This is a genomic window from Christiangramia forsetii KT0803 (genome assembly GCF_000060345.1).
Taxonomy (GTDB): Bacteria; Bacteroidota; Bacteroidia; order Flavobacteriales; family Flavobacteriaceae; genus Christiangramia; species Christiangramia forsetii.
Genome location: NC_008571.1, coordinates 941,113 through 965,286 on the forward strand (window position 1 = coordinate 941,113; position 24,174 = coordinate 965,286).

26 protein-coding genes are annotated in these 24,174 nt (G+C 33.3%); 6 read left to right on the plus strand and 20 right to left on the minus strand.

Annotation, left to right across the window (positions count from 1 at the left end; genetic code table 11):
• Window positions 1-118 precede the first annotated feature (118 nt).
• On the plus strand, window positions 119-1,591 hold the full coding sequence (locus tag GFO_RS04050) for an aminopeptidase P N-terminal domain-containing protein (RefSeq protein ID WP_041250001.1): 1,473 nt from the start codon (window positions 119-121) through the stop codon (window positions 1,589-1,591).
• Between the two features lie 135 nt (window positions 1,592-1,726).
• Window positions 1,727-2,239 (plus strand): DUF4494 domain-containing protein, encoded by a 513-nt coding sequence (locus GFO_RS04055; protein WP_011708763.1) that lies wholly within the window; start codon window positions 1,727-1,729, stop codon window positions 2,237-2,239.
• Between the two features lie 87 nt (window positions 2,240-2,326).
• Here the strand turns inward: GFO_RS04055 and GFO_RS04060 are convergent, their stop codons facing one another.
• The 4 genes from GFO_RS04060 to GFO_RS04065 all read right to left on the minus strand — a co-directional run bounded on the left by GFO_RS04060 (window position 2,327) and on the right by GFO_RS04065 (window position 4,317).
• Window positions 2,327-3,289: a proline iminopeptidase-family hydrolase gene (locus GFO_RS04060; protein WP_011708764.1), complete on the minus strand. Its 963-nt coding sequence runs from the start codon at window positions 3,287-3,289 to the stop codon at window positions 2,327-2,329.
• Between the two features lie 107 nt (window positions 3,290-3,396).
• A complete protein-coding gene (locus GFO_RS18105) occupies window positions 3,397-3,585 on the minus strand; it encodes a DUF4256 domain-containing protein (RefSeq protein ID WP_083830795.1) in 189 nt (62 codons plus the stop codon).
• Window positions 3,582-3,704 carry a DUF4256 domain-containing protein gene (locus GFO_RS18110; RefSeq protein ID WP_148264590.1) on the minus strand — a complete coding sequence of 41 codons (123 nt, stop codon included), beginning with the start codon at window positions 3,702-3,704 and terminating at the stop codon, window positions 3,582-3,584. Before GFO_RS18110 ends, GFO_RS18105 begins: the two co-directional genes overlap by 4 nt.
• 214 nt (window positions 3,705-3,918) lie before the next feature.
• Window positions 3,919-4,317 (minus strand): ACT domain-containing protein, encoded by a 399-nt coding sequence (locus tag GFO_RS04065; RefSeq protein WP_011708765.1) that lies wholly within the window; start codon window positions 4,315-4,317, stop codon window positions 3,919-3,921.
• A gap of 505 nt (window positions 4,318-4,822) precedes the next feature.
• Between GFO_RS04065 and GFO_RS04070 the strand changes: the two genes are divergently transcribed.
• On the plus strand, window positions 4,823-5,809 hold the full coding sequence (locus GFO_RS04070) for an IS110 family RNA-guided transposase (RefSeq protein WP_011708766.1): 987 nt from the start codon (window positions 4,823-4,825) through the stop codon (window positions 5,807-5,809).
• 579 nt (window positions 5,810-6,388) lie between these two features.
• On the opposite strand, the gene GFO_RS04075 is transcribed toward GFO_RS04070, so the two are convergent.
• From GFO_RS04075 to GFO_RS04125, 11 genes are all read right to left on the minus strand, one after another.
• The gene (locus GFO_RS04075) at window positions 6,389-7,174 is read right to left on the minus strand and encodes a hypothetical protein (RefSeq protein ID WP_011708767.1); all 786 of its coding nucleotides are present in this window, start codon (window positions 7,172-7,174) and stop codon (window positions 6,389-6,391) included.
• 405 nt (window positions 7,175-7,579) lie between these two features.
• A complete protein-coding gene (locus tag GFO_RS04080; RefSeq protein WP_011708768.1) occupies window positions 7,580-8,554 on the minus strand; it encodes a gliding motility protein GldB-related protein in 975 nt (324 codons plus the stop codon).
• A 164-nt stretch (window positions 8,555-8,718) separates the two neighbouring features.
• Window positions 8,719-9,627: an alpha/beta hydrolase gene (locus GFO_RS04085; protein WP_011708769.1), complete on the minus strand. Its 909-nt coding sequence runs from the start codon at window positions 9,625-9,627 to the stop codon at window positions 8,719-8,721.
• Between the two features lie 138 nt (window positions 9,628-9,765).
• Entirely contained in the window at window positions 9,766-10,188 is a 423-nt protein-coding gene (locus tag GFO_RS04090) for a type II toxin-antitoxin system VapC family toxin (RefSeq protein ID WP_011708770.1), read from the minus strand.
• The gene (locus GFO_RS04095) at window positions 10,188-10,439 is read right to left on the minus strand and encodes a DUF6364 family protein (RefSeq protein WP_011708771.1); all 252 of its coding nucleotides are present in this window, start codon (window positions 10,437-10,439) and stop codon (window positions 10,188-10,190) included. The genes GFO_RS04090 and GFO_RS04095 overlap by 1 nt, the downstream gene beginning before the upstream one ends.
• Before the next feature lie 237 nt (window positions 10,440-10,676).
• Window positions 10,677-11,141, minus strand: a complete 465-nt coding sequence (locus tag GFO_RS04100) for a hypothetical protein (RefSeq protein WP_011708772.1) — start codon at window positions 11,139-11,141, stop codon at window positions 10,677-10,679.
• A 793-nt stretch (window positions 11,142-11,934) separates the two neighbouring features.
• Window positions 11,935-12,915, minus strand: coding sequence for a hypothetical protein (locus GFO_RS04105; protein WP_011708774.1), 981 nt, complete (start codon window positions 12,913-12,915; stop codon window positions 11,935-11,937).
• A 148-nt stretch (window positions 12,916-13,063) separates the two neighbouring features.
• Window positions 13,064-13,888 (minus strand): PD-(D/E)XK nuclease domain-containing protein, encoded by an 825-nt coding sequence (locus tag GFO_RS04110; RefSeq protein ID WP_011708775.1) that lies wholly within the window; start codon window positions 13,886-13,888, stop codon window positions 13,064-13,066.
• A 162-nt stretch (window positions 13,889-14,050) separates the two neighbouring features.
• On the minus strand, window positions 14,051-14,416 hold the full coding sequence (locus GFO_RS04115) for a hypothetical protein (RefSeq protein ID WP_011708776.1): 366 nt from the start codon (window positions 14,414-14,416) through the stop codon (window positions 14,051-14,053).
• Window positions 14,413-14,805 carry a contact-dependent growth inhibition system immunity protein gene (locus GFO_RS04120; RefSeq protein WP_011708777.1) on the minus strand — a complete coding sequence of 131 codons (393 nt, stop codon included), beginning with the start codon at window positions 14,803-14,805 and terminating at the stop codon, window positions 14,413-14,415. The genes GFO_RS04115 and GFO_RS04120 overlap by 4 nt, the downstream gene beginning before the upstream one ends.
• Window positions 14,806-14,972: 167 nt before the next feature.
• Entirely contained in the window at window positions 14,973-15,914 is a 942-nt protein-coding gene (locus GFO_RS04125) for a retropepsin-like aspartic protease (protein ID WP_011708778.1), read from the minus strand.
• 252 nt (window positions 15,915-16,166) lie between these two features.
• Between GFO_RS04125 and GFO_RS04130 the strand changes: the two genes are divergently transcribed.
• Window positions 16,167-17,153 (plus strand): IS110 family RNA-guided transposase, encoded by a 987-nt coding sequence (locus tag GFO_RS04130; RefSeq protein ID WP_011708766.1) that lies wholly within the window; start codon window positions 16,167-16,169, stop codon window positions 17,151-17,153.
• A gap of 163 nt (window positions 17,154-17,316) precedes the next feature.
• On the opposite strand, the gene GFO_RS17205 is transcribed toward GFO_RS04130, so the two are convergent.
• The 3 genes from GFO_RS17205 to GFO_RS17210 all read right to left on the minus strand — a co-directional run bounded on the left by GFO_RS17205 (window position 17,317) and on the right by GFO_RS17210 (window position 21,065).
• Window positions 17,317-17,976, minus strand: a complete 660-nt coding sequence (locus GFO_RS17205) for a hypothetical protein (RefSeq protein ID WP_011708779.1) — start codon at window positions 17,974-17,976, stop codon at window positions 17,317-17,319.
• Between the two features lie 978 nt (window positions 17,977-18,954).
• Complete coding sequence (locus GFO_RS04140) at window positions 18,955-19,416, minus strand: hypothetical protein (protein ID WP_011708782.1); 462 nt, start codon at window positions 19,414-19,416, stop codon at window positions 18,955-18,957.
• Between the two features lie 698 nt (window positions 19,417-20,114).
• Window positions 20,115-21,065: an AlbA family DNA-binding domain-containing protein gene (locus GFO_RS17210; RefSeq protein WP_011708783.1), complete on the minus strand. Its 951-nt coding sequence runs from the start codon at window positions 21,063-21,065 to the stop codon at window positions 20,115-20,117.
• 495 nt (window positions 21,066-21,560) lie between these two features.
• Between GFO_RS17210 and GFO_RS04150 the strand changes: the two genes are divergently transcribed.
• On the plus strand, window positions 21,561-21,836 hold the full coding sequence (locus GFO_RS04150) for a transposase (protein ID WP_011708785.1): 276 nt from the start codon (window positions 21,561-21,563) through the stop codon (window positions 21,834-21,836).
• On the plus strand, window positions 21,833-22,690 hold the full coding sequence (locus tag GFO_RS04155) for an IS3 family transposase (protein WP_262489192.1): 858 nt from the start codon (window positions 21,833-21,835) through the stop codon (window positions 22,688-22,690). The genes GFO_RS04150 and GFO_RS04155 overlap by 4 nt, the downstream gene beginning before the upstream one ends.
• 29 nt (window positions 22,691-22,719) lie before the next feature.
• Here GFO_RS04155 and GFO_RS04160 read toward each other — a convergent pair whose 3' ends face one another.
• Together GFO_RS04160 and GFO_RS04165 are read right to left on the minus strand one after the other, a co-directional pair.
• Complete coding sequence (locus GFO_RS04160; protein WP_011708787.1) at window positions 22,720-23,022, minus strand: hypothetical protein; 303 nt, start codon at window positions 23,020-23,022, stop codon at window positions 22,720-22,722.
• Window positions 23,015-23,212, minus strand: a complete 198-nt coding sequence (locus GFO_RS04165; RefSeq protein WP_011708788.1) for a helix-turn-helix domain-containing protein — start codon at window positions 23,210-23,212, stop codon at window positions 23,015-23,017. Before GFO_RS04165 ends, GFO_RS04160 begins: the two co-directional genes overlap by 8 nt.
• Window positions 23,213-24,174 lie beyond the last annotated feature (962 nt).

The following is a 24,174-nucleotide window of genomic DNA, read 5'->3' on the forward strand; positions in this document are numbered from 1 at the left end:
AAAGGTGGTCTCATAGCCACCTTTTTTATTTTTTGAAATTCTACGGCTATATTTTGTAGTGTGTAATATTGCGAATTAGATATAAGAAATGATTATTTTGCGTTCTAAACTCATCAATATGAAAAACCTATTAATCATCAATTTTTTAATTTTCAGCTATTCTGTAATTGCTCAGGACGGGAAACCTCAGGATTATCTTTCTTCAGAATTTCATGAAGGAAGACGGGAAGCTTTGAGAGAAAAAATGCCGTCAAACAGTGTAGCAGTATTTTTTGCGAATCCGGTTAGAAATAGAGCTAATGATGTGGACTATGTTTATCATCAGGATCCAGATTTTTATTATCTCACAGGTTATAAAGAACCACATGCTGTTTTGGTGATTTTTTCAGAAGAACAAAAAAGTAATAATGGTGAAGATTATGATGAAATGCTATATGTTCAGGAAAGGAATCCTCAGGCAGAAATGTGGACCGGTTACCGGCTGGGAGTGGAAGGAGCCAAAAAGGATTTGGGATTCAATACCGTTTATAATGGAAAGGAATTTTTAAATAATAAGATAGATTTTTCAGAATTTGAAAGTGTCTTACACAAGCCTTTTTTCAATGATTATCGCGACTCCAGAGATCCGGCAGATCTAGCCAGTCTGGTAATGACTTTTAAAAATCAGGTACATATTAATGAAATTCAGAATAATAGTAGAGGATCACTGGGAGTGGAAGTGAAGCAGGAGGAAGGCCCTACTAAAACTGTGAATATTGATACCGAAAGTCTCAAGACTTATATGGGGGAATTACGGCAAATTAAATTACCAGAAGAGATGAAGCTTTTGAAGAAGGCGGTCCGTATTTCAGCAATGGGACAGATAGAAGTGATGAAGGCAATGCATCCGGGAATGTCTGAAGCTGAGGTACAGGGACTGCATGAATATGTTTATAAGAAATATGGTAGTGAATATGAAGGTTATCCTTCTATTGTGGGTGCCGGCAATAATGGTTGTGTTTTGCACTATATTGAAAATAATAAAACGAAATTGGAACAGGATCTGGTTTTAATGGATCTGGGAGCGGAATATCATGGATATACTGCAGATGTCACCAGAACTATCCCGGCAAACGGTAAGTATAATACAGAGCAAAGAGCGATTTACGATCTGGTTTATAAAGCGCAGGAAGCCGGAATCGCTGCAGCTGTAGTAGGCAACAATTCATCAGACACTCACAAGGCTGGTCAGGAGATCATTAATCAAGGGCTCTATGAATTAGGAATTATTTCATCACCAGATGCGCAACATATGTACTTCCCTCACGGGACTTCACATCATATAGGTCTGGATGTTCATGATCTCAATACCAGAGGGAGTTACCAATCAAATATGGTGATTACAGTAGAGCCCGGTATTTATATTCCTGAAGGTAGTGATTGTGACGAAAAATGGTGGGGAATAGCAGTGAGAATTGAAGATGATATTCTTATTACTGAAAATGGACCTGTAAACCTTTCGGCGGAAGCTCCACGGAAAGCTCAAGAGATCGAGGCCATGATGAGAAAACCTTCGGTATTTGACAATTTGAAACTTCCTGAATTGAACTAAATCATAACAAACTGAATTCCAATATAAACCGAATTCATCTATAATTTATCTTTTAAATTGTGAATATCTCTATGTAGGTTTTCACTCATAGGCATTTTTAAAATCTATATTTGGCATCCCAAAAAAATAGAAATTATGAGTGTAATTTGGTACGAATGCAAGGTAAAATATAGAAAAACCCATGAAACAGGCGAAAGTAAAGTAGTTACAGAAAATTATTTGTTAGATGCTGTTTCCTATACCGAAGCAGAAGCCCGAATCACTGAAGAGATGGCGGCATATACAAGTGAAGAATTCAAGATAAACGGTATAAAAGTGGCAAATCTTTCAGAGGTACATCCTTTTGAAAATTCCGATCGTTGGTTTAAATCTAAAGTATCTTTAATTAGTTACGACGATGAGAGTGGAAAAGAGCGGAAATCTAACCTTTATATGCTAGTTCAGGCAAATGATGTAAAAGATGCTTTTGAGAATACTGAACAGGCAATGCAGGGTACTACCGGAGATTATACAATTCCTGCGATCACGGAGTCACCAATACTGGATGTATTCCCATATTTTACCGGTGATGAGGAAGAGAATGCTACACATCTGGAAAATAGTAAAACTTCAGTAGAGCAGGTTGCCGAAGAAAGTGAAGTAGTATAAATAATTTTACTCCGGTTAAGGTCTGATTTCAGCAATATGAGCTATCGCAATTAGTTCTTTTAAAGATTTTCACCATAACCGGATTAATTAATTATTGATCTTATCTATTTTCTCCAGAAACTTTTCAATTACAGAAAGTGCCTCTTCAGGATTGTCGTTTAAAGTGGCGTGCCCGGAATTACTTATTTCTGAAAATTCAGCATTAGGAACCAGATTTTGATAATATCTAACCGTAGAAGGTCTTGCCTCATCATATTCGCCGGTAATAAATAAAACCGGTACCTCTACTTCTGAAAGTTTATCAATTCTATCATAATTCAAAAGTGTTCCTGTTGCGGTAAATTCACTCGGCCCCCACATATATTCATAGACATTAGTTCCAAAGTACTTAGTAGCGGTATCTTTTTGAGCTTGTGTACGTTCTTTTCTTCTTAAGAATTTACTATAAAATAAGGCGACTGCATCTTTATATTCTTCATTACTGAATGTTTTGTTTTTTTCGTTAGTTCTAATGATCGACTGAATGGAATCTGGTAAGGTTTTTACCAATTCGTTGGCATCCTTGATCCATCTTTTAGTACTAAAATAAGGACTACTAAAAATAATTCCTTCTACATGTTTTGGATACTTTAAATAATATTCCAGACCCAATGCGGTACCCCAGGATTGGCCATGTAGAATAAACTTTTCCAAATCCAATTCTTTTCGAACATGCTCTACTTCTTCTACATATCGTTCTACCGTCATAAGTGTAGTATCAGTAATTCTGTCTGATCTTCCACTTCCCAATTGGTCAAAAAATATGATTGGACGGTCGTTGCTCAATTTCTTATAAGGATCAAAACCATAACTGGATGATCCAGGCCCACCATGTAGCAATAAAACAGGAGTTTTATCTCCTTTTCCATTTATTTGATACCAGACTTTGCCCCCGGTAACTTCAATGTAACCTTCTTCCTCCTTCTCTTCAATTTTATTACAACTATTGAAGGCATAAATAAGAGTGATTCCTAAGAATATAGAAGCAGTATTTCGGAGCGTACTATTCATTGTTAAAAGACTTGATGGTTATTGATTAAAGCCAAGATAAATAATATTCTTTGGAGTATTATTTTTTTCTTGTATTAAGAACCATGTAGCTTACATTATAATCCCAACTAGATTCTTAAGTAACTTCGAAAAACTTTAGTAGCAAAATAAGATTCTGCCCCGTTATAATAGATAAATACAATTTCATTTCTGAGGTAGCAAATAGAATACTTTTGATTTTTTTTTATCAATGAGGGTGTGTTGATCCAATTGGATGATTTCGTAACAAAATTTCCAATTGATTGTAAGATTCTTATCGCACTTTATTTAATATTTTAGCACCGATGGTTTTAGCTGTCTCTATAGCATTGTTTTTAGGCTTGTGCTTCTTTCTTGAATCCATAGTCGCCTGATCAAGACAAAGGCTTCTTATCATTTTGCCTTATAAATTATTAGAATTATACAGCCTAATTTGAGGACGGGGCAAGGTTTTGTATATACACATTGCTGCAGTATTGTATTCCTCTGTCTGAATGATGTATGAGTCCGCTAATGTTTTTTGCCTGGTAAATCGCTTTATTTAGCGCTCTTAGGCAATCTTAAAGTTCCAAGCTGTCACTTAGTTCAAAACCGACGGTGGAAACAATTTTTTAGTTATTCTCTGATAAAGTTATTAATACTTTAATTGCTTTGTCAGCATCTTTTTTATCAACGAAAATATGATCATGGTAATAACCTGCAATTACATTGCAACTGATATTATTTTTCGCTAATTCTGTTGAGAATGACGCTGTTAAACCAACAGCATCAAGAGATGAATGTATCATGAGAGTAATCCAGGAAGCAATATATTCATAGCTTAAATTTAGCTTATCTGCTTCGCTTTTCTCAATTACCATAGTAGTGCCCTCCTTTTCTTTAAACTCACAGATCGTGCTTTCTCGGTTAATTATATTTAAGTTTTTCACCGTACAAAAAACATATTCCCCATCGTTCAATTTTGGAGTCATTCCTTTAATCAAATTCGAAATATTAGTTTCTCCAGCCATTTGAATTATTCATTTATGAATCATATTTATATTAAATTTACAATAGTCGATAAATCCTCAATAATATAATCGGAATTTATTTTATAAAATTTGAAGAAAATTCAATCATATCAGTTTAGACTAATAGGAAAATTGAAATTTATTTTTGAACTTAACTTACTGTCCTAATTTTAGGGGGATGATCAAAAAAAAGTAAGAATATTTTCGAATGCCTCATAAAAATTAATCTTAATATGATCCGAATATAGGAAAATTTTATTTAAAACTAAAGAATTAGTTGAAAGCATTGTGCCCAACGGTCTCCTTTACTTCGCTTATTAATAAATATACCTTTGAATTGAAGAAGGAGGAGAACTAAAACGGTCTCTAGATTACAGATCCAATATCCGTAAGAGTCCTCCATTCTTCATATGGGTAGCAAGAACCATTTGGAATACCAGGTCTATTTATGGACCCGTTAAAGGAGTTAGTTAATGCGCCCTTCAAATAATAATTTTTTAAAAATATGAAAAATTACCAAGAAGTAATCGGAATTGATGTTTCAAAAAGCAAGTTAGATGCTTATGGGCACAATCGTGGTTCCCACCGTGAATTCAGTAATGATGTGTTAGGTTATAAAGCCTTGCTTAAATGGGCTAACGGTAAGAAACAAAAAGTGTTTTTCTGTTTTGAAAATACCGGTCATTATTCGTTAAAGTTAGCATTGTATTTATCTTCAAAGAAGCAGGTATATGTGCAAGAAAACCCTGTAGTAATCAAACGCTCTTCCGGAGTGATCAGAGAGAAGAATGATGTGGTAGATGCGATGATGATCGCCCGGTATGGCTGGCTTCATCGCGAGGAACTTTCTCCAAGTGAATTGAAAGATAATGAACTATTGGAAGTAGGCAGATTGCTGGCTTTACGGGATCAGCTGGTCCGTAGTCGTACGGGTTTAAAAAACACACACTCAGAGTTAAAGAAATTGCTAAACAGCAGTTCAACGGACACCTGTTGCAAGACGCTCGTAAGCTCTATTACCCATCTAACATCTCAAATAAATAAAATTGAGAAGCAACTAAAAACCGTTATAAAGGACTCTGAACACTTATCACAGAATTATAAGCTAGTGACCTCTTTAAAAGGTGTAGGCCTGATAGTAGGTGCCCAATTGCTGTATCATACTAATAACTTTAAACGTTTTCAGACCTGGAGACAATTCTCCAGTTATTGCGGAACGGCTCCCTTTGGTCATAGTTCGGGAAGTAGTATTCATAAAAAGCGAAAATGCCACCCGATGGGAGATCGCCAAATGAAGAGCCTGCTTAGCATGGCGGCCTGTACAGCCATTCAATATGACAGTGAATTACGGCAGTATTATAAAAAAAAGCGAGAAGAAGGTAAACTTAAGATGATTGCGCTGAACAATGTTCGTAACAAGCTTTTATCCAGGGTGTTTGCGGTAGTAAAAAGAAGAACCCCATATGTGGAACTACACAAATTTGCTGCCTGAGAAATAATAGAAAAAGCTTTGATTTAACCTTGGAATACGGTTATCGCAAGTTGCGGGAGTAGGGATGCGGACTTGTCGGATTAGTTAATTTTTAATGGGTCTCTAAAATAACCATTTTTATAAAACTACCCGTTATTTGCGATTAACCGTTGTTACAAACTGGAGCGAGACAGCCGAGTAAGAACCATAGATATGCCGCCGTCGAAAATACACATTCTATTAAGAAATAATCTTTCTCTTTTTTTACAATTATTCCGACCGAGTGCGAGTCCGATTCTTTGTTCTAAGCTTTCTTTTTACCTTTTTAGTTCTTAGTAGCTAATTTGTTTCTGAGTACCGACCCAAAGCCTCTTTAGTATAAACTTTTAATTGGACTTTTATTGTTCTCTTATTTTTAATTTTTTCGAGAAAATTCTTTCTTGAATTTTGAAGTGAAGCGGAATTTTTTCAATTATCGATTTCCTGAAAGTTCTTTAACGGGAAAATTTAAAACATCTAACCAATTGATCTCAGATATTCAAAGAATTGTCACTTTAGGTGTCAATAAGCTTTTTAAATTAAATTTTAGTCTCAGGTACTCTAAATATCTTCAATCACATTAATATCTGAGGTGTTTTTATTTTGTGATTCAATAGTTGAGAATTCAGGATAAGAGTTAATTTCTAGAACACCACTATTTTTAATTAGGTTGGAATAAGCTTGTTTCCATTCAGTGTCTGGCTCTTCATATCGAAAAGCAAACCTCCTATGTATTTCTTCAAAAATTTTCTTTCTTTTCTCAACTGACTCAGTGTCTGGCTCAAAGGCTAGATTTGCACCTTTAGCATAATCTACCCCTGAACCATATAGAAATCTAAACCTATGTTCAACGACATATAATTGTTCAAATGTCTTGACTTGATGTTGCAGTTCCCCATTAATTTTTAAGTCATTAGTTACCTCTCTTAGGGAAATTATTAGTTTATATCCATGCCATTGTTTTTCTTCTATTTGTCTAATTTCGTCTGTAGACCCTAATATAATTTCATCTCCATATATCTTATCTACGGAATACGTCTGAACTAAACCATATTCATCAGTAATTCTTTTATTTTGAGAACTTCTAAAATTTAATAATAGCTCTAACTCCTTCTCCCTCTTGCTGATTTTGATTTCAGGCTCCTCTTCAATAAATTCATAATCTTGAGAATCATCCGTTGGTTCGACAAGAACTTGTTTTATCTCCTTTTCATTTTCTATTTCAACATTATCAGTTGGCACCGGTGATTCATTTTGCTCATTATCACTGGCGTCTTTGCAAGAGATCGTTAATAATAAAAATAGTATGGTAAGTATTATTGAAAATTTTTGGTTTTGATTGTTCATATTTGAAATATAAATTGAATAGATATTTGTTAGGATTAATAAATATATCCGTATTTGCAAATCTAAAACATATGTTAAATAGAAAATTGCCGTTTAGTAAACGTATGGAATATGTTAGTAATCGTTAGAATTTAATGTCAAGTCTTAGAGCAATAAGTGAAATTGAAATTTGTCAAATATCGATCAACTAAAAGTTCATAATTCAAATTTTTCAGCGTGGATTATTAAGGTTCTTGGTAGCTAAAATCTTTTCGGAGCTCTTGTTTGTAACGGTTTCGGTTATCGCAAGTTGCGGGAGTAAGGACGCGGATTTGTCGGCTTAGTTCTTTTCATAATTGGTCTCTAAAATAGCAATTTTCATCATACTGCCCGTTATTTGCGATGAACCGTTGTTGTAGAGCGTATTTATGTTCCAAATTTGTTTTGAAGATATATCTCAACTTCACTCTCTTTTAAAAATTTCGAATAATCTTGAATACTCAGAATATCTTTGACAGCCTTTTCTTTATTTCCGATTTTCTCGGAGTAAGCTTTACAAATCATATAACCCATCCAATAACCTGCATTTCTTGGTCTTAATTCACTTTCTTGTTGCCAGGATCTCCAAATACTTTTGTTTTTGTCACTTTTAAAGTCATTCCATATTTCCAATTCTTTACCATTAAATTTTTTATAATCTGCATCAGTTTCTCCACTTATTATCTCTGCTACGAATTCTGCGGAACCTTCTCTAATACTTTTCCAAAGTAGCGTGTTTCCATCTCTCATTTTATCTTGATTGAAGTGAACAAGTTCGTGACTTACAGTTACAGGAATATGGTTTCTTTCCATACTTATTCTAAGAATATCATTATTCCAGTTTGCTGTGTCTGATTCCGGTGTTTTGGCAAGCATTTCAGTTCCAATTAATAATCCGTTTTTTGAAATTGTACCGTTAGATTGATATTTTCCTACTAAGAAATATACATCTGGAAATTTAGCTTCTGGATAAAGTTGTTCAAAATCATTAAAATTTTGTTTTATCTGATTTTCTAAATCCTTAATGTCAGTTATATCATTTCTTATCGATTGATAATATTCTTTAAATGCTAAGACAAATTCTGAAAATTTTTCTTTTGATTGAATTTTAGTTTTGTAGAAATCGCTTAATCCCGCTGAGCCTTTTTTAAAATAGTAGTTATTAAAAATATTTTCTGCGTTGCTCGAATCTTTTATAGCTAAATCAAAAGCATTGTAAAAATGGTCAATATCGAAAGTTACTAATTTTGATCCTGTAGGTTTTTCTGTTGTTTTTAGTCCAGAATTAAATACGGAGCAGGATTGTAATGAAATTAATAGAAGAAGTAATAAAATTGATTTGGTTGCTCTCTTTTTATTCAAAATTTTCTTGTTTAAATATGCTCTACAACGGTTTGCGGTTATCGCAAGTTGCGGGAGTAGGGATGCGGACTTGTCGGCTTAGTTGTTTTTATAATTGGTCTCTAAAATAACAATTTTCAGTAAACTACCCGTTATTTGCGATGAACCGCTGTTGTAAACAGTATTTATTTCTCTAACATCCATTGAAGTAATTCTTCTTTATCAACTATTGACCAACTATGTGGATGTCTTTCTCCATTCGCTCGATATCCTTTATTCTCTGTTGGGATATATTCAATTTGATCAAAGCCTGAATTTTTAAGTTTTTCTGATAGTTTTTTTATGTAATAAGCATTCATTTGATCATAATCTGCTTTTCTATTTTTTTTCCACCAAAGTGTATCAGGTTCTGTATAAAATCGGATTTTTGTGTTTTTTAAATCCTTTAAATTATTTATTTCGTTTGTTAAAGAAGTGAAAACAGAATATTTTTCATATTTGAGTAAATTATTATCTGGTTCTCCAAAATTCTCGTTTAAGTTAGAAATTATCCATTTCGCTTCTTGAACTGCTGGTTCGGAAAAGTTACTTTTTATATTTTTTTCTGCACTTTGGTACAACGCTGCTAAGTCGATTGGAGAATCTACAATGAAAACTCCTGTAGGTTTGATTTTATTTGAGTTTTCGATTAGAAAATTACTAATTAAAAGAGCCATATTTCCACCACTTGAAAAACCTCCAAAGTATATTTTTTTAGTTGGTAAATTATTCGATTTGAATAACTCATTTATTGATTCTGCTAATTCTATTTTATCATTTTCTTCTAACCATAGTTTACCGCTGTAATTTAAGTATGCAACGGCAATATTCTTTTTATTAGCGAGGTTGGTTATAGCAAATTCTCTTTCAATATCTTCTGCATTTTCGGGATAACCACCAAAAAGTACTAATACAACCTCTGTCGTATTTGGCCTATAAAGCTCATAAAAATCTGTAGATATACGATTTTTCTCAGTTCCATTGGTTTGAGCAATACTCAAGGTTGAAGAAAATATAAGTGTAATAACGCTAAAAAATTTAAGCAGTTTTTTCATATAAATATTGTTTACAACGGTTTCGGTTATCGCCAGTTGGCGGAGTAGGGGACGCGGATTTGTCGGCTTAGTATTAATTTGTTGGTCAAGTTAATTATTTTCTTACTAACGTTGCCGCTTATTGGCGATTAACCGTTGTTAGCTACTGGCGGTTCCACGTAAATATGTTTCAGGAGTCATTACTGCTAATTCACTCTTTTTATAATCCTTGATATTCCTGGTTAAAACAATACTTATTTTACCATTTTTGACTGCTGAATAATTTTGTAGCGCATCTTCAAAATCTTTGAAATCCGAATTTAAGGAATCGAGAACTACTTCTTTATCAATTTTCAATACATCTATAATTGTCAAAAGTTGTTTTATTTTCTCAATTACAATATCGTGTTTGGCCGTTTTTCTTAGTAAATAATATGTGTTACAAATAATTACTGGAGTTGTAAACCCTTTGATTTTATTCTCCTCGCATAAGTTTAAAATATCTGTTGCAAATTCTGCAAATGGTTCTCTGTCAAAGAAGAAATCCAAAATGACATCAGTATCAATAAGAACGTTTTCCATTATTTATATTTTTCTTCTAAGCGATTTTTAAGTTCTTTTTTGTAGTCCATATTTTTGGGCATTTTGAAAGATCCTTTTAAAGATTTCACTACAGGATTTAGTTTTTTATCCTTTTGTTTTTGTTCTTCTTTTGTAAGAACTTTTAAATAGTTTTCAATGATGTCTGAAAGACTACGATTTTTTTCTTTAGCGTAATCTTTTGCCCTTTTTATGATTTCTTGTTCTATCGTTAATGTCAGTTTTGTATTCATCACTTTTCAATTGAAAGTTATAAATACAAATATAAAGAAGAATTTTGTTTACACGTGTTATTTTTTAGTTTTTTACACGATTTCAATTAAATCCGCTTGTAGCTAACGGTTTCGGTTATCGCCAGTTGGCGGAGTAAGGGACGCAGATTTGTCGGCTTAATATTGGTTTGTTGGTCAAGTTAATTATTTTCTTTTTAACGCTGCCGTCTATTGGCGATTAACCGTTGTTGTAACGCGTTAATTTACCTTTACATAAGTTTGATCATAATCCTCTTGATTATCCTTTAATTGACCTTTTTCGTTGAGAAACAATACAAATGCTCCCAAGGAGGTTTTATAATCATTTATTGTGTCTGTGTTTGGCCAATGTAGAGTTCCAAAATATCTAAAAAACACAGCACTATCTTTGGCAATTGTATATTTGCCTTTTTCAATCAAAGTATCATTCTTATAATCAGTAAAAATCATTTTCCAAGTATTATTTTCATATAGGAAAAGTCGATTATACTTATTCTGTCTTATCAATCTCCAATCACCTATTATATCAGGAATATGAACTAAATCAATTTTTTTAATTGAATCAGTTTGTTTATCCGTTTGTTTTAAAATTTCTGAGTTTCCATTTTTATTTTTTACGCAACCTATTATAAGCGTAATTAGAAATACTATTAAGAATTTTATAGATAGATTAAAAAATTTCATACTCAAATCTCAAAAAAATTATGCGTTACAACGGTTACGGTTATCGCAAGTTGCGGGAATAGGAACGCAACTTTGTCGGATTAGTTATTTTTTAATTGGTCTCTAAAATAACCATTTTTATCAAACTACCCGTTATTTGCGATTAACCGTTGTTACCCACTGGAGCGCCACGGTTGAGTGAGAACCAAAGATATGCCGCCGTCGGGAATACATATTCTTCTAAAAAAAGATCTTTCTCATTTTTTACAATCATTGCGCCTGAGTAATAGTCCGTTTCTTTGTTCTAAGTTTTTTTGATCTTTTTAGTTCTCTAGTAGCTAATTTGAATTTAAGCACCTACCAAAAGCTTCTTTAGTGTAAACATTCAATTAAACTTTTTTCGTTCTTTAGTTTTTAATTTCTTCGAGACGATTCTTCTTGGATTTTGAAGAGAACCTGGATTTTGTCAATTATCGATTTTCTAAAAGTTCTTTAGCGTAAACTTTCTATTGGACTTTTTTGTTCCTTAGTTCTGCATTTCTTCGAGACCATTTTTCCTGAATTTTGAACTGAAATTGAATTTCGTCACATATCGATTTTCTGAAAGTTCTTTATTCAAATTTTTTAGCTTGGATTTTACAGTTTTTAGTAGCTAAAATTGTTTCGGAGCTCTTGTGGGTAACGGTTACGGTTACCGCAAGTTGCGGGAGTAAGGATGCGGATTTGTCGGCTTAGTGTTTTTAATAATTGGTCTCTAAAATAGACATTTTCACCAAACTACCCGTTATTTGCGGTGAACCGATGTTACCTGCAGTTATTTAAATACTTCTGATTTTAGCAATTTTTCACCCTTTTTTACAGCGATTAAACCTCTTTCGCAATCATCTTTTTCAATATTTTTCAAAATTTCTCCGTGGACAATTTTATTTCTCGGTCTCAACATATATTTCTGAATATCTTTCCATTCTTGAGTAGCTCCAAAGTCAAAGTCAAAATATTCTTTTATACCGCGTTTACAAATCTCTGAAATTCCAACAAGACATCCGCAATCATCTTTTTTCTTAATTTTATCTAGCTTTGTATTGCTTAATTTTTTTTTCAATTCACTGTAGATGAAATTCTCAAATAAAGTAGCTCCTTGGATTAAAGCCAGATTGAATCGTCCCAAGTGAAAATTATCTAACATTAACGCTACCATTTCATCTTTGAAACCATAGTAATTTTCTAACAATGTATTTCGGATAAGAATATCCTTGTTTTCTTCTAATTCAAATTCTTTTCCCCCATTAAAGTATACGCCACCTTTAGTAGCCATTTTGAAAATTGATTGTTGATTTTCATTTTTATCAATTAGGAAATATTGATAGCTGAAAATGTCTTTTTTTACAATATTTCTTATCCAAAATTGATCAGATACCCTCCTATATATATTTATAAACTTGTTTAAATATTCTATTGATAAATCAATAAACTGATCTGGGATTATACTTATAATTTTTTTGTCAATTTTACCTGAATTAAACATTTGTTCATCGAACCAAATTTGGACTATAGAATGTGATAGAATTCCAGATCTGTCTTCATCTGTTTTTGAAAATTCTGCCATATCAAAACCATCTTTCCATCTGAAATCATAGATTCTTTTTGTTTTTATTAAAGCAGGAATACTATCAATTTGAATTAAATAAGGTTCACCTTTATCTTCTGGCTCTGTAGAGTTGAGAATGTCAAATGCAATTGGTAGTTTGTATTGCAAAACGACATTTCTTAGTTTTTCTATGTTAAAATCACTCATAAATAATTGCAGGTAACGGTTACGGTTATCGCAAGTTGCGGGAGTAGGGACGCGGATTTGTCGGCTTAGTTATTTTCATAATTGGTCTCTAAAATTACACTTTTTCCGGCTAAACCTGTTATTTGCGATGAACCGATGTTGGCAATAGTTAATTACTAGAAATGATCAATTTCCAGTTTTTAGGAAAATCCTTGCTTTCCCAACATGCTTCAATTTCTTGGGGAGTTGTTAATTCGTTGCTTTTAAGATAGACAGCGGCGATAAAATTGTCATATCTCTCATCACCTATGTAATTGATAGAATCAGTTTTAATTTCATCTATATATTTCTCAATATCATTTTCCTTTTCTGATTTGATATATTTATATTCTATCGCAGTTTTTAATTCTGGAATTAAAATGTCAGGTTTATAATATTTAAATTTTTGAATAAAAGATGCCTGATTTTTTTTCCTAACTTTTGGAAAATAGAGACCAATTATCCATTTCACAGTATTATAGACCTGTTCTTCTCTTTGAATATCAGACACTTTCATTTTTTTCAAAATATGATTTGTATTACTTAAAATACTATGAACTTTCAGAAGTTCATCTTCAATTCTTTTCTTTGTAGAAAAATCGTTATAAGGATTTAAATGAATATAGAAGTCATTTATTATTTTAAGCTCTGTTTCGCTTTCAGGATGATATAGAGCTTCGTCCAATAAATCTAATTCATTTTTGATTTTATCTTCAAACTCTCTTTGAAATGTTTCGTAGCTATTATTCAAATTTTTAGCTTCAAAATAACTTAGGATTAAGTAGTAGAGGTCCTTAATTCTGAATTTTAACCAGTCGTCAGTATAACCTGGATATTCTTCATAGTAATCTTTTGAATAATTTTGATTCATCCAATGCTGATAAAACTCATGTTGAATTGAAGAAGTTGTTTTTTTTATTTTCTCAATAATAAATTCTGTTTCTATTTTTGTCATTCTTATTAATTATTGCCAACGGTCTTGGTTAAGGCAAGTAGCGTGGAGTAGGGACACGTTCTTGTCGGCTTAGTTGTTTGTTATTTGGACTCTAAAATAGCACTTTTCACCTAAATGCCCGCTATTTGCGCTTAACCGATGTTGGCAACTGGCTTTTTTTATTTAATGTTTCCAATGTTCTAATCTAAAATCAGTTACTATTGAATCTTTATCAAACTCAACATACAATTCTTTTACCTCCATTGGGTCAATATTCCAACCATAATCGACCATAATTTCGTACGTGATTTCGTTTGTTTCTTCATTCTGATAGTTTCCAGGTTCTCCTAATAATTCAACGACTTTTCTTAATTTCATTCCTTTTTTAAGGTGATTTTCCATTAAGTCTTGAATCATATTTTCTCGGTATTCATAAAATCCGTCAAATCTTTCATTCCATTTAGATTTGTCAAATTCCATTTCTTTTACTCCACAACTTGATAGTTGCGTTATGATAATTAAGAAAAATATTTTATATAATGTTTTCAACTCGTCTTTTCAATTATTTGGTTAAATTTTTTTTCTCCGAGTTCATCTTTTATTCGTTGTAAATTTAATTCTACAATCTTTTTAAAATTCTGAAATTCAAAGGGATTTTTACTCCAAAATTCAGTCGGTAAATTCGAAACTGCTGTAAGTAAATCGCCTTCATAAAAGTCACATTCGGTTAAAATATTCTGTTCGAGTTTTTCGAGAGCAATTCCGATTAGATATTCAGTTCCGATTTGTTGAGAAATCAGAAGTCGTATCTGTTCATTTGTCAATTCCGCAACACCTATTTTTCGATAACGATGACATTTTTCAACCAAATCTGTCGGAAATTCGGAAGGATTTTTCCAAATATCTTTTTCTAATTGTTCGATTGATTTTGTTTTCATTGTCGGTTTTTTTCAGCTTGTTGCCAACGGTTACGGTTATCGCAAGTTGCGGGAGTAAGGATGCGGATTTGTCGGCTTAGTTCTTTCCATAATTGGTCTCTAAAATAGCAATTTTCAGCAAACTACCCGTTATTTGCGATTAACCGATGTTGTGCGTTGGCCGTTTACTAAGAAGTGGTACTTTGTTTATTTTTAATCAATTTTATTTTTTTACTATTCCAATTTAGAATAATGCGATAATCTTTAAAAAAATCTGAACCAAATCTTTTTTCCAAATATTGTTCTGAGTACACTTTTTCATTTTCTAGAGTTGAATTCCCAAATTCTATTTCGTCAATAATTCCGATGTAAGATTCCCTTGTTGTGTTTTGTTCTCCGTAAATCCCAATAACACCTTTAGTATCTGATTTTTTAAAATCTAAAATTTCACCATTTTCTGTCTGCTTTTTAAATTCAGAAAACGGTACGACTATCCCTCCGTTATATCCTAAATCGACAGTAAAATTCCAAACTTTCTTTTCATTCACTTTACAAGCAATAGCTGGTACTCCTGCCACGCCAATAAACAACTTGTTTTCAATTATATCTTCAGGTAAGTTTAATTTTGATTCATTGTCAGTTATAGTAATTTGCTTTCTTTTAAAATCAATATCCCAAATAGCGTGTTGCATTAAATTAGCCCCTATAAATCCGTGAATATTTAAAGAGGACCATACTGATACAGAGTTAAAATCATTTATTAAAGCGGTTGTTCCAGTAAAATCTATAGTTCCAATTTTAACTTTTTCTAGCCGTGTATATTTATTTTGTAGTTTATCATTATATACGTCACCTGCTTTTGCAGAATCTATAGCTTTTAAATTTAAACTTTTAGCAAGTTCTTTTGAGACAAGGGTAGGAGAACCTGTATCTAAAAGAAAGTTATAGTTCTTATTTTCTATTTCCACAGGTACAATTATAAACCCATTTTTAATCTCGAAAGGAAACGTAACACTATAGTTTTCTTGGTCTGTTTCTCCTTCTTTAAGATGTTTTATGGCTTTATTAAGGGAACAGCTATTTAGTAGAATAAGTGTTATAAAATAAATAAATATTCTTGTTATTTTCATTTTTTAAATTTTGTAATACAATTTTCTTACGGCTTGTTTACAACGGTCTCCTTTACTTCGCTTATTAATAAATATACCTTTGAATTGAAGAAGGAGGAGAACTAAAACGGTCTCTAGATTACAGATCCAATATCCGTAAGAGTCCTCCATTCTTCATATGGGTAGCAAGAACCATTTGGAATACCAGGTCTATTTATGGACCCGTTAAAGGAGTTAGTTAATGCGCCCTTCAAATAATAATTTTTTAAAAATATGAAAAATTACCAAGAAGTAATCGGAATTGATGTTTCAAAAAGCAAGTTAGATGCTTATGGGCACAATCGTGGTTCCCACCGTGAATTCAGTAATGATGTGTTAGGTTATAAAGCCTTGCTTAAATGGGCTAACGGTAAGAAACAAAAAGTGTTTTTCTGTTTTGAAAATACCGGTCATTATTCGTTAAAGTTAGCATTGTATTTATCTTCAAAGAAGCAGGTATATGTGCAAGAAAACCCTGTAGTAATCAAACGCTCTTCCGGAGTGATCAGAGAGAAGAATGATGTGGTAGATGCGATGATGATCGCCCGGTATGGCTGGCTTCATCGCGAGGAACTTTCTCCAAGTGAATTGAAAGATAATGAACTATTGGAAGTAGGCAGATTGCTGGCTTTACGGGATCAGCTGGTCCGTAGTCGTACGGGTTTAAAAAACACACACTCAGAGTTAAAGAAATTGCTAAACAGCAGTTCAACGGACACCTGTTGCAAGACGCTCGTAAGCTCTATTACCCATCTAACATCTCAAATAAATAAAATTGAGAAGCAACTAAAAACCGTTATAAAGGACTCTGAACACTTATCACAGAATTATAAGCTAGTGACCTCTTTAAAAGGTGTAGGCCTGATAGTAGGTGCCCAATTGCTGTATCATACTAATAACTTTAAACGTTTTCAGACCTGGAGACAATTCTCCAGTTATTGCGGAACGGCTCCCTTTGGTCATAGTTCGGGAAGTAGTATTCATAAAAAGCGAAAATGCCACCCGATGGGAGATCGCCAAATGAAGAGCCTGCTTAGCATGGCGGCCTGTACAGCCATTCAATATGACAGTGAATTACGGCAGTATTATAAAAAAAAGCGAGAAGAAGGTAAACTTAAGATGATTGCGCTGAACAATGTTCGTAACAAGCTTTTATCCAGGGTGTTTGCGGTAGTAAAAAGAAGAACCCCATATGTGGAACTACACAAATTTGCTGCCTGAGAAATAATAGAAAAAGCTTTGATTTAACCTTGGAATACGGTTATCGCAAGTTGCGGGAGTAGGGATGCGGACTTGTCGGCTTAGTATTGGTTTGTTGGTCAAGTTAATTATTTTCTTTTTGAAGGTGCCGCTTATTGGCGATTAACCGTTGTTAGGCACAGTTTTATGCCGGGATTCTAGTTATGAAATTTCTAATGCCGTCGATCAATAGATTGACCTGTTCTTTACTATAATTTTCATAATCTCCATGTGCAGCTTTATTTCTTAAATCTAACCAAGCAGTGACATTCTTATTATCTAATTTTTCATAAACATCATTTTTCATTAATTCTGCATTCAATAAATCTGCTCTTTTCGGTTTACCTTTATCGTTCAGTTGATTTATTTCATTTTTCTCGGCTAATTGCTTCAAATGGTTTTCTAAGGTTGAACCAGCAATTACAGCTGCTGCATCTTTAAAACTTTTGTCGTTAAAATATGATGCCATTTCTAGAAAGTCAGAGAAAATATCTTGATGAACAATCTCCATTAATGATTTTATATAACCATTATCTAAATCTTCTTTTAATGCTTTTGTAACTCCTATTATCTCGGGATAATGGTGATTTACGGGTGGATAGGTTTTTAATATCCTTTTTATTTGTTTTGAATAAGATGAATTTTTTCCAGTTATCCGTTGTACAGCTGAAATAGCTTGAGTGGAGATATTTCCTAACTCTCTATCGGGAAGGTCGCTCAGATCAGTATATTTTCCCATAGATTCTAATCGTTGTGATTTTTCTATAATTGTTTCTAACTGCTTTGAAAAGTATTCTATTTCCATGTTTTAAAATTGTGCCTAACGTTAGCGAATAAGAAGAGTAGGGGCTTCTAAATTTTATTTTAATATTTTTTGAAATATACACATTTCTTTGTTGCCCCTATTCTTCTTATTCGTTGTTACGTGCAGTAGAGCGGCATTTTGCAGAAATGCTGCGAGCGTCGTTCGACGGACCTGACCCTCGGGCCATCCCGCTTCAACCGTTTAGAATTGCGTTTATCCTTAGGATAGGCGACGTTCTGGAACGGGGAGCAAACAGTAGGATGGCTAAAAATGAGTGGAATCCCTAATTTCTTTTATTATTTTTTTCTTCTTCCTTTACAGCGAGTTTGCAGCTATCACTTTAAAAAGCACGCTTTTCTTCGTTAGCCGCAAGCAAACTCGCTAAGATAGCGGTACCACGATTTTTTATTCCTAAGCTTCTTCCTGTTTGCTTGATGCTGAGAGCTCGCCCAGGGCTGGCGAATGGCATGTAACGGTCTTGTTTAACGCAAGTGGCGTGGGGTAAGGACGCGAACTTGTCGGCTTAGTTGTTTTTTACATGGTCTCTAGAATAACATTTTTCAGCAAACTGCCCGCTATTTGCTGTTAAACGATGTTGCCCACTGTGGTTTTGTATCAGTTTAGGATTTTCCGTTAATCTCAAATTTCATTCGCGCCGAAAAATACTATTTTTCATCATTTTATTTTGTTCCGGTTTTGTCATTTTTTCAGGAATTATCTTTTTTTCCGCTTTTTGAGTTTTAATCCACATCGAATTTTCATTTTATTCATTTTCCCAACTGAGTTTCAAAATCAACTTTTTCAGGCATTTAATCCGCACGAAATTTCGTCATTTTTTATCAATTGAAATTTTCATTTGAAGTTTTTTCTCCGCTTTTCTTTGCTCAGTTTTTGAGGATTTTTTTTCTAAAGTTCAGAACTTGACTTATAGTTTTTTGCAGATTTTCCATTGTGGACAAATGTTGTTGTAAAACATTTTTATATCGTTTTTTCAATTAAATTTTTAATAAAAAAGACCGTCACTATTACATTCCTTTTGTGATACATCTTTTTTCTTTTCTCAGTAATTTGGTCCTCTGGTTTTAATCTTGCTCTTAAGTCAACTTTATATTCTGTTGGTTTAGTTCGGGAATACGAAAACCGCCAAGATCTGATTTCGTTTATAAAGTCGGTTCCATATTTTGGTAAAAACTGATTTTCTGAAATACCTTTCAATAAATTTTTCTTGGTTTCACTATCTAATATTATATTGATTATTTTTCCAGTTTCCGATTGCAGAACAACTATATTTTCTTCAGGTTTAATTTCCACTATTAAGTGAGACTTCCAAGCGAAAATTTGGGCTTGAGAAACACCTAATTCTTTATGAACTTTTGCTTTCGCTTGATCCCAAGTCGGTTTAATTTTGAAAATATTCCTGATTTTATCTAAAATTTTCATTTGAAATTTTTTATCCGCTATTTTTTCTAAGTTTTTGATGATTTTTTTCTAAAATTCAGAACTTGAATTAAAGTTTTTTACAGATTTTCCATTGTGGGCAACGTTAGCGAATAAGAAGAGTAGGGGCTTCTAAATTTTATTTTAATATTTTTTGAAATATACACATTTCTTTGTTGCCCCTATTCTTCTTATTCGTTGTTACGTGCAGTAGAGCGGCATTTTGCAGAAATGCTGCGAGCGTCGTTCGACGGACCTGACCCTCGGGCCATCCCGCTTCAACCGTTTAGAATTGCGTTTATCCTTAGGATAGGCGACGTTCTGGAACGGGGAGCAAACAGTAGGATGGCTAAAAATGAGTGGAATCCCTAATTTCTTTTATTATTTTTTTCTTCTTCCTTTACAGCGAGTTTGCAGCTATCACTTTAAAAAGCACGCTTTTCTTCGTTAGCCGCAAGCAAACTCGCTAAGATAGCGGTACCACGATTTTTTATTCCTAAGCTTCTTCCTGTTTGCTTGATGCTGAGAGCTCGCCCAGGGCTGGCGAATGGCATGTAACGGTCCCGGTTATCGCCAGTTGGCGGAGTAGGGGACGCGGATTTGTCGGATTAGTTATTTTTATAATTGGTCTCTAAAATAACATTTTTCAGCTAACTACCCGTTATTTGCGGTGAACCGTTGTTAGGCACAGTTTCTTGATGTTATTTTTTTTGATGTTGAAATTGAAAAAATTCATTATCTAAAACTATTTCTTGCTGTATATTATTCATATTTTCTGCTGAAATTAAATATTGAATTTCTATATCTGGAACTTCTATTCCTTCTAAAACATTAACAAAAAAATGGTCAATATCGATCATTGTTTGAGGATATATCACTTTATCGCTTCCTCCAATATAATTATGATCATAAATTGGTGTTTTTATCTGCTTAGTTAGGCCGTGATTATTATTTCCATCAATCCCATATCTTTCTGGATGAGCTCCTTCAATGTTCAATCCTAGAAATGGAAATTTAGCAATACTTTGACCATCATTATGAATAGAAATAGCAAAACAAAATTTTATAAATCTCTTTCCAGTCGCATTAGATGAACCACGAGGTAGTTTTCTGATATGAATTCTCAAACGAGGAGATTTTTTTCTGGTAAACATATCGGCAATATCATAATGTTCACATTGATAAAAACTGTCACCGCTTCTTTTATAATAATGTTTACCGGAAAAGTTAGCCATATGGGGTGCGTTTTCGCTTGCAGGTACATATGTTTTAATAAAACCAATATCATTTGTTGTTTCTATTTTTTCGTGAACTAAACCTGAAATATATGGTGTTATAGCTTGACCCTCTAGGCGATTTAAAGTATTTAAAAATTTTGTTAGTTGTTCGATTGGTTTTTTTGATTGAGCTACATCTTGATTTTTTGAGTTATTTTTTGCTTTAATTCCCCAAATTATAATTCCACCATTTGAATTGGCAAAGCCAGAAATCACTTCTGATAAATTTTTCTTATCAAACTCTTTATTTTGCTCGTTGTAATTTGGAAAATTTACTGTTTTAAATTCAAGATTTAAATTTTCTTCTTGACCTTCTTCAATAAATCGATCTATTTCTTTTAAGTCAATTGAATTAAAATATTTATCTAAAGTCATATTTTGAAATTGTGCCTAACGGTTTCGGTTATCGCAAGTTGCGGGAGTAAGAACGCGGATTTGTCGGCTTAGTTGTTTTCATAATTGGTCTCTAAAATAACAATTTTCAGCAAACTACCCGTTATTTGCGATGAACCGTTGTTACCTGCTGTGGCGACACCTCGATTAACTAAGGTTTGCTTATAAGTTAATTTTTAGTTTTATTGGTTTTTGGAAATATTCTTTAGTTTTCTTTTCTTATAAGTGAAAAACACTAAATGGAAAATAAGCATAGCAACCATAAGTTCATAGCCACTTTTCATTTTATAGTTTCCATCCCAAAAAATAAGTTCTTGGACTGAATCATAAAATAAAAGAATAACTCCAAATCCAAGCGATCCCTTTAGTTCTTGTAATCTTAACTCTTTAATATCATTTGATTCGTTATTTTCTGATCATCCCCCTAAAATTAGGACAGTAAGTTAAGTTCAAAAATAACTTTAATTTTACTGTATTATGACACGAAGAAAATTCACCTCAAAGTTCAAAACGAAAGTAGTCCTTGAATCGCTAAAAGAGCGTCAAACGACTCAGGAACTCGCACAAAAATTTGAAATCACTCCGCAACAAATCAGTGCCTGGAAACGAGAATTTTTAAAAGATGCTGATGCGGTCTTTTCTAAAGGAAGTAAGTCTAAGAAATCAGAAGAAGAGGAAAAGAAAGACCAACTCCTTAAAGTAATTGGGGAGCTAAAAGTGGAAAATGATTTTTTAAAAAACGCCTTGCGATAAAACCTTTAAAGGAGCGTAGAACAATGATAAGCAAGGATCATTCAAAACTCAGCCTACAGCGACAATGCAGGCTATTGCAAATCCACCGCAGCGGAATTTATTATAAACCCCGCGGAGAAAGCACGCTCAATTTAGAACTGATGCGCCTGATGGATGAACATTATACCGATCATCCCTTTAAAGGTGCCAGGCGGATGCATACCTGGCTTACGATGGATAAAGGATATACGATCAATAAAAAACGTATTGAGCGTTTATATTCCAGAGTGATGGGGCTTCAGGCCATTATGCCTGGGAAGCATACCTCCAGACGCAATAAAGAACATAAGGTATATCCTTACTTGTTGCGGAACTTGAAGGTAGATCGTCCCAATCAAGTTTGGGCAATCGATATTACTTACATACCGATGCGGAAAGGTTTTATGTACCTGGTAGCGATCATCGACCTGCATAGCCGCTATGTACTCAACTGGTCGGTATCCAATTCCATGGATGCCCAGTGGTGTAAAGAAACTTTAGAAGAAGCCATTGACGTACATGGCAAGCCTGAGATACTCAATACTGATCAGGGAAGTCAGTTCACCTCGGAGGTTTTTACTCATAGTGTACTCTCTAAGAACATTAAACTCAGTATGGATGGCAAAGGAAGGGCTATAGATAATGTGTTTATAGAACGCCTCTGGAGAAGTGTGAAATATGAAAGCATCTATCTCAATCCGCCAGAATCTGGAGTAGATCTTTACAAACAACTAGAAAACTATTTTGATTTTTATAACCATCGAAGAAGACATCAGGGAATAGAAAATGAAATACCCCTTAACCGATATTTAGAACAAGAAAGAAAAGCTGCCTAATAAATGAAAAATAGAACTTAATTTAGCAGCTAAGCTGTCCTAATAAATGGGGGTACTTCAGTATTGCGTTTGTGCATAAAATTCCCAAGGTTGTATGGTGGGTCTGTTAATATTAAATCGACAGTATTTGAGTCTATAAATTTCATATAGTTCACGCAATTGCCATTCCCTAAAAGTGTATTTTTCCCAATAGATTCAAACTCAATTTTTTTATTTTTTGAAATTATTTTAAAGTTATCTTCTAAATTATTTTCTTCTGTGTAAGAAAACAAATCTAATTGTGGTTCTGAAACGCAATGTAATTCAGGTGTTTCTATTAATTCTTTATACATTGGTTTTGCTCTTTAATAATTCTGTTACATCAACCGAAAGTATTTCAGCTATTTTATACAAGTCTTCGATACTCGGTTGTCTTCTGTTTTGAACATAGGAATTTACCATATTATAGCTTTTCCCTAACTGTTCGGATAACCAAATTTGTTTTATTCCTTTTTGTTCTAAAACCTCTTTAATTCGGTTCATTTTTGAATTCTTTAATTCAGTCCACTAAAATAATCAAGTTTTTAGTTTATCTCACTAAATGAGTAGAAATATAATCATTTGGATTTTGTGTGCGGTGGGAAAGGCAAGCTCTTTTATTTTTTCGAGCGTTGGAATTGAGCGTTGGCAAAAAATAAATGTGCTTTACTGTGCGTTGGCTTTTTTAGTTCAAATGTTTAATTTTAGCACTTTTTTTTGCATTATGCACAACGGCTCCGGTTATCGCAAGTTGCGGGAGTTAGGACGCGACTTTGTCGGATTAGTTATTTTTATAATTGGTCTCTAAAATAGCAATTTTCAGCAAACTACCCGTTATTTGCGATTAACCGTTGTTATATGCTGTTGCGACACAGCCGAGTGAGAACCTAAGATATGCCGATGTCGGGAATACACTATCTTCTAAAAAAAGAATCTTTCTCATTTTTTACAATTATTGCGACCGAGTAAGTGTCCGTTTCTTTGTTCTAAGCTTTCTTTTGATTTTTTAATTCTTTAGTAGCTAATATGATTTTGAGCATCTACCAAAAGCTTCTTTAGTGTAAACATTCAATTGGACTTTTTTGTTCTTTAGTTATTTTATTTCTTCTGGACGATTTTTCTTGGATTTTGAAGCGAACCTGGATTTTGTCAATTATCGATTTACTAAAAATTCTTAGTTGAAAATTATCAATAGAAGACTTTAAAATTTGAATTTGTCAGATTGAATTTCTAATCTTTTTAGTAGCTAAAATCGTTTCGGAGCAATTGCATATAACGGTTTGCGGTTATCGCAAGTTGCGGGAGTAGGGATGCGAACTTGTCGGATTTGTTATTTTTTAATTGGTCTCTAAAATAACCATTTTTATCAAACTACCCGTTATTTGCGATGAACCGCTGTTACATGCTGTTGCGACACCTCCGAGTGAGAACTCCAGATATGCCGCCGTCGGGAATACACATTCTTC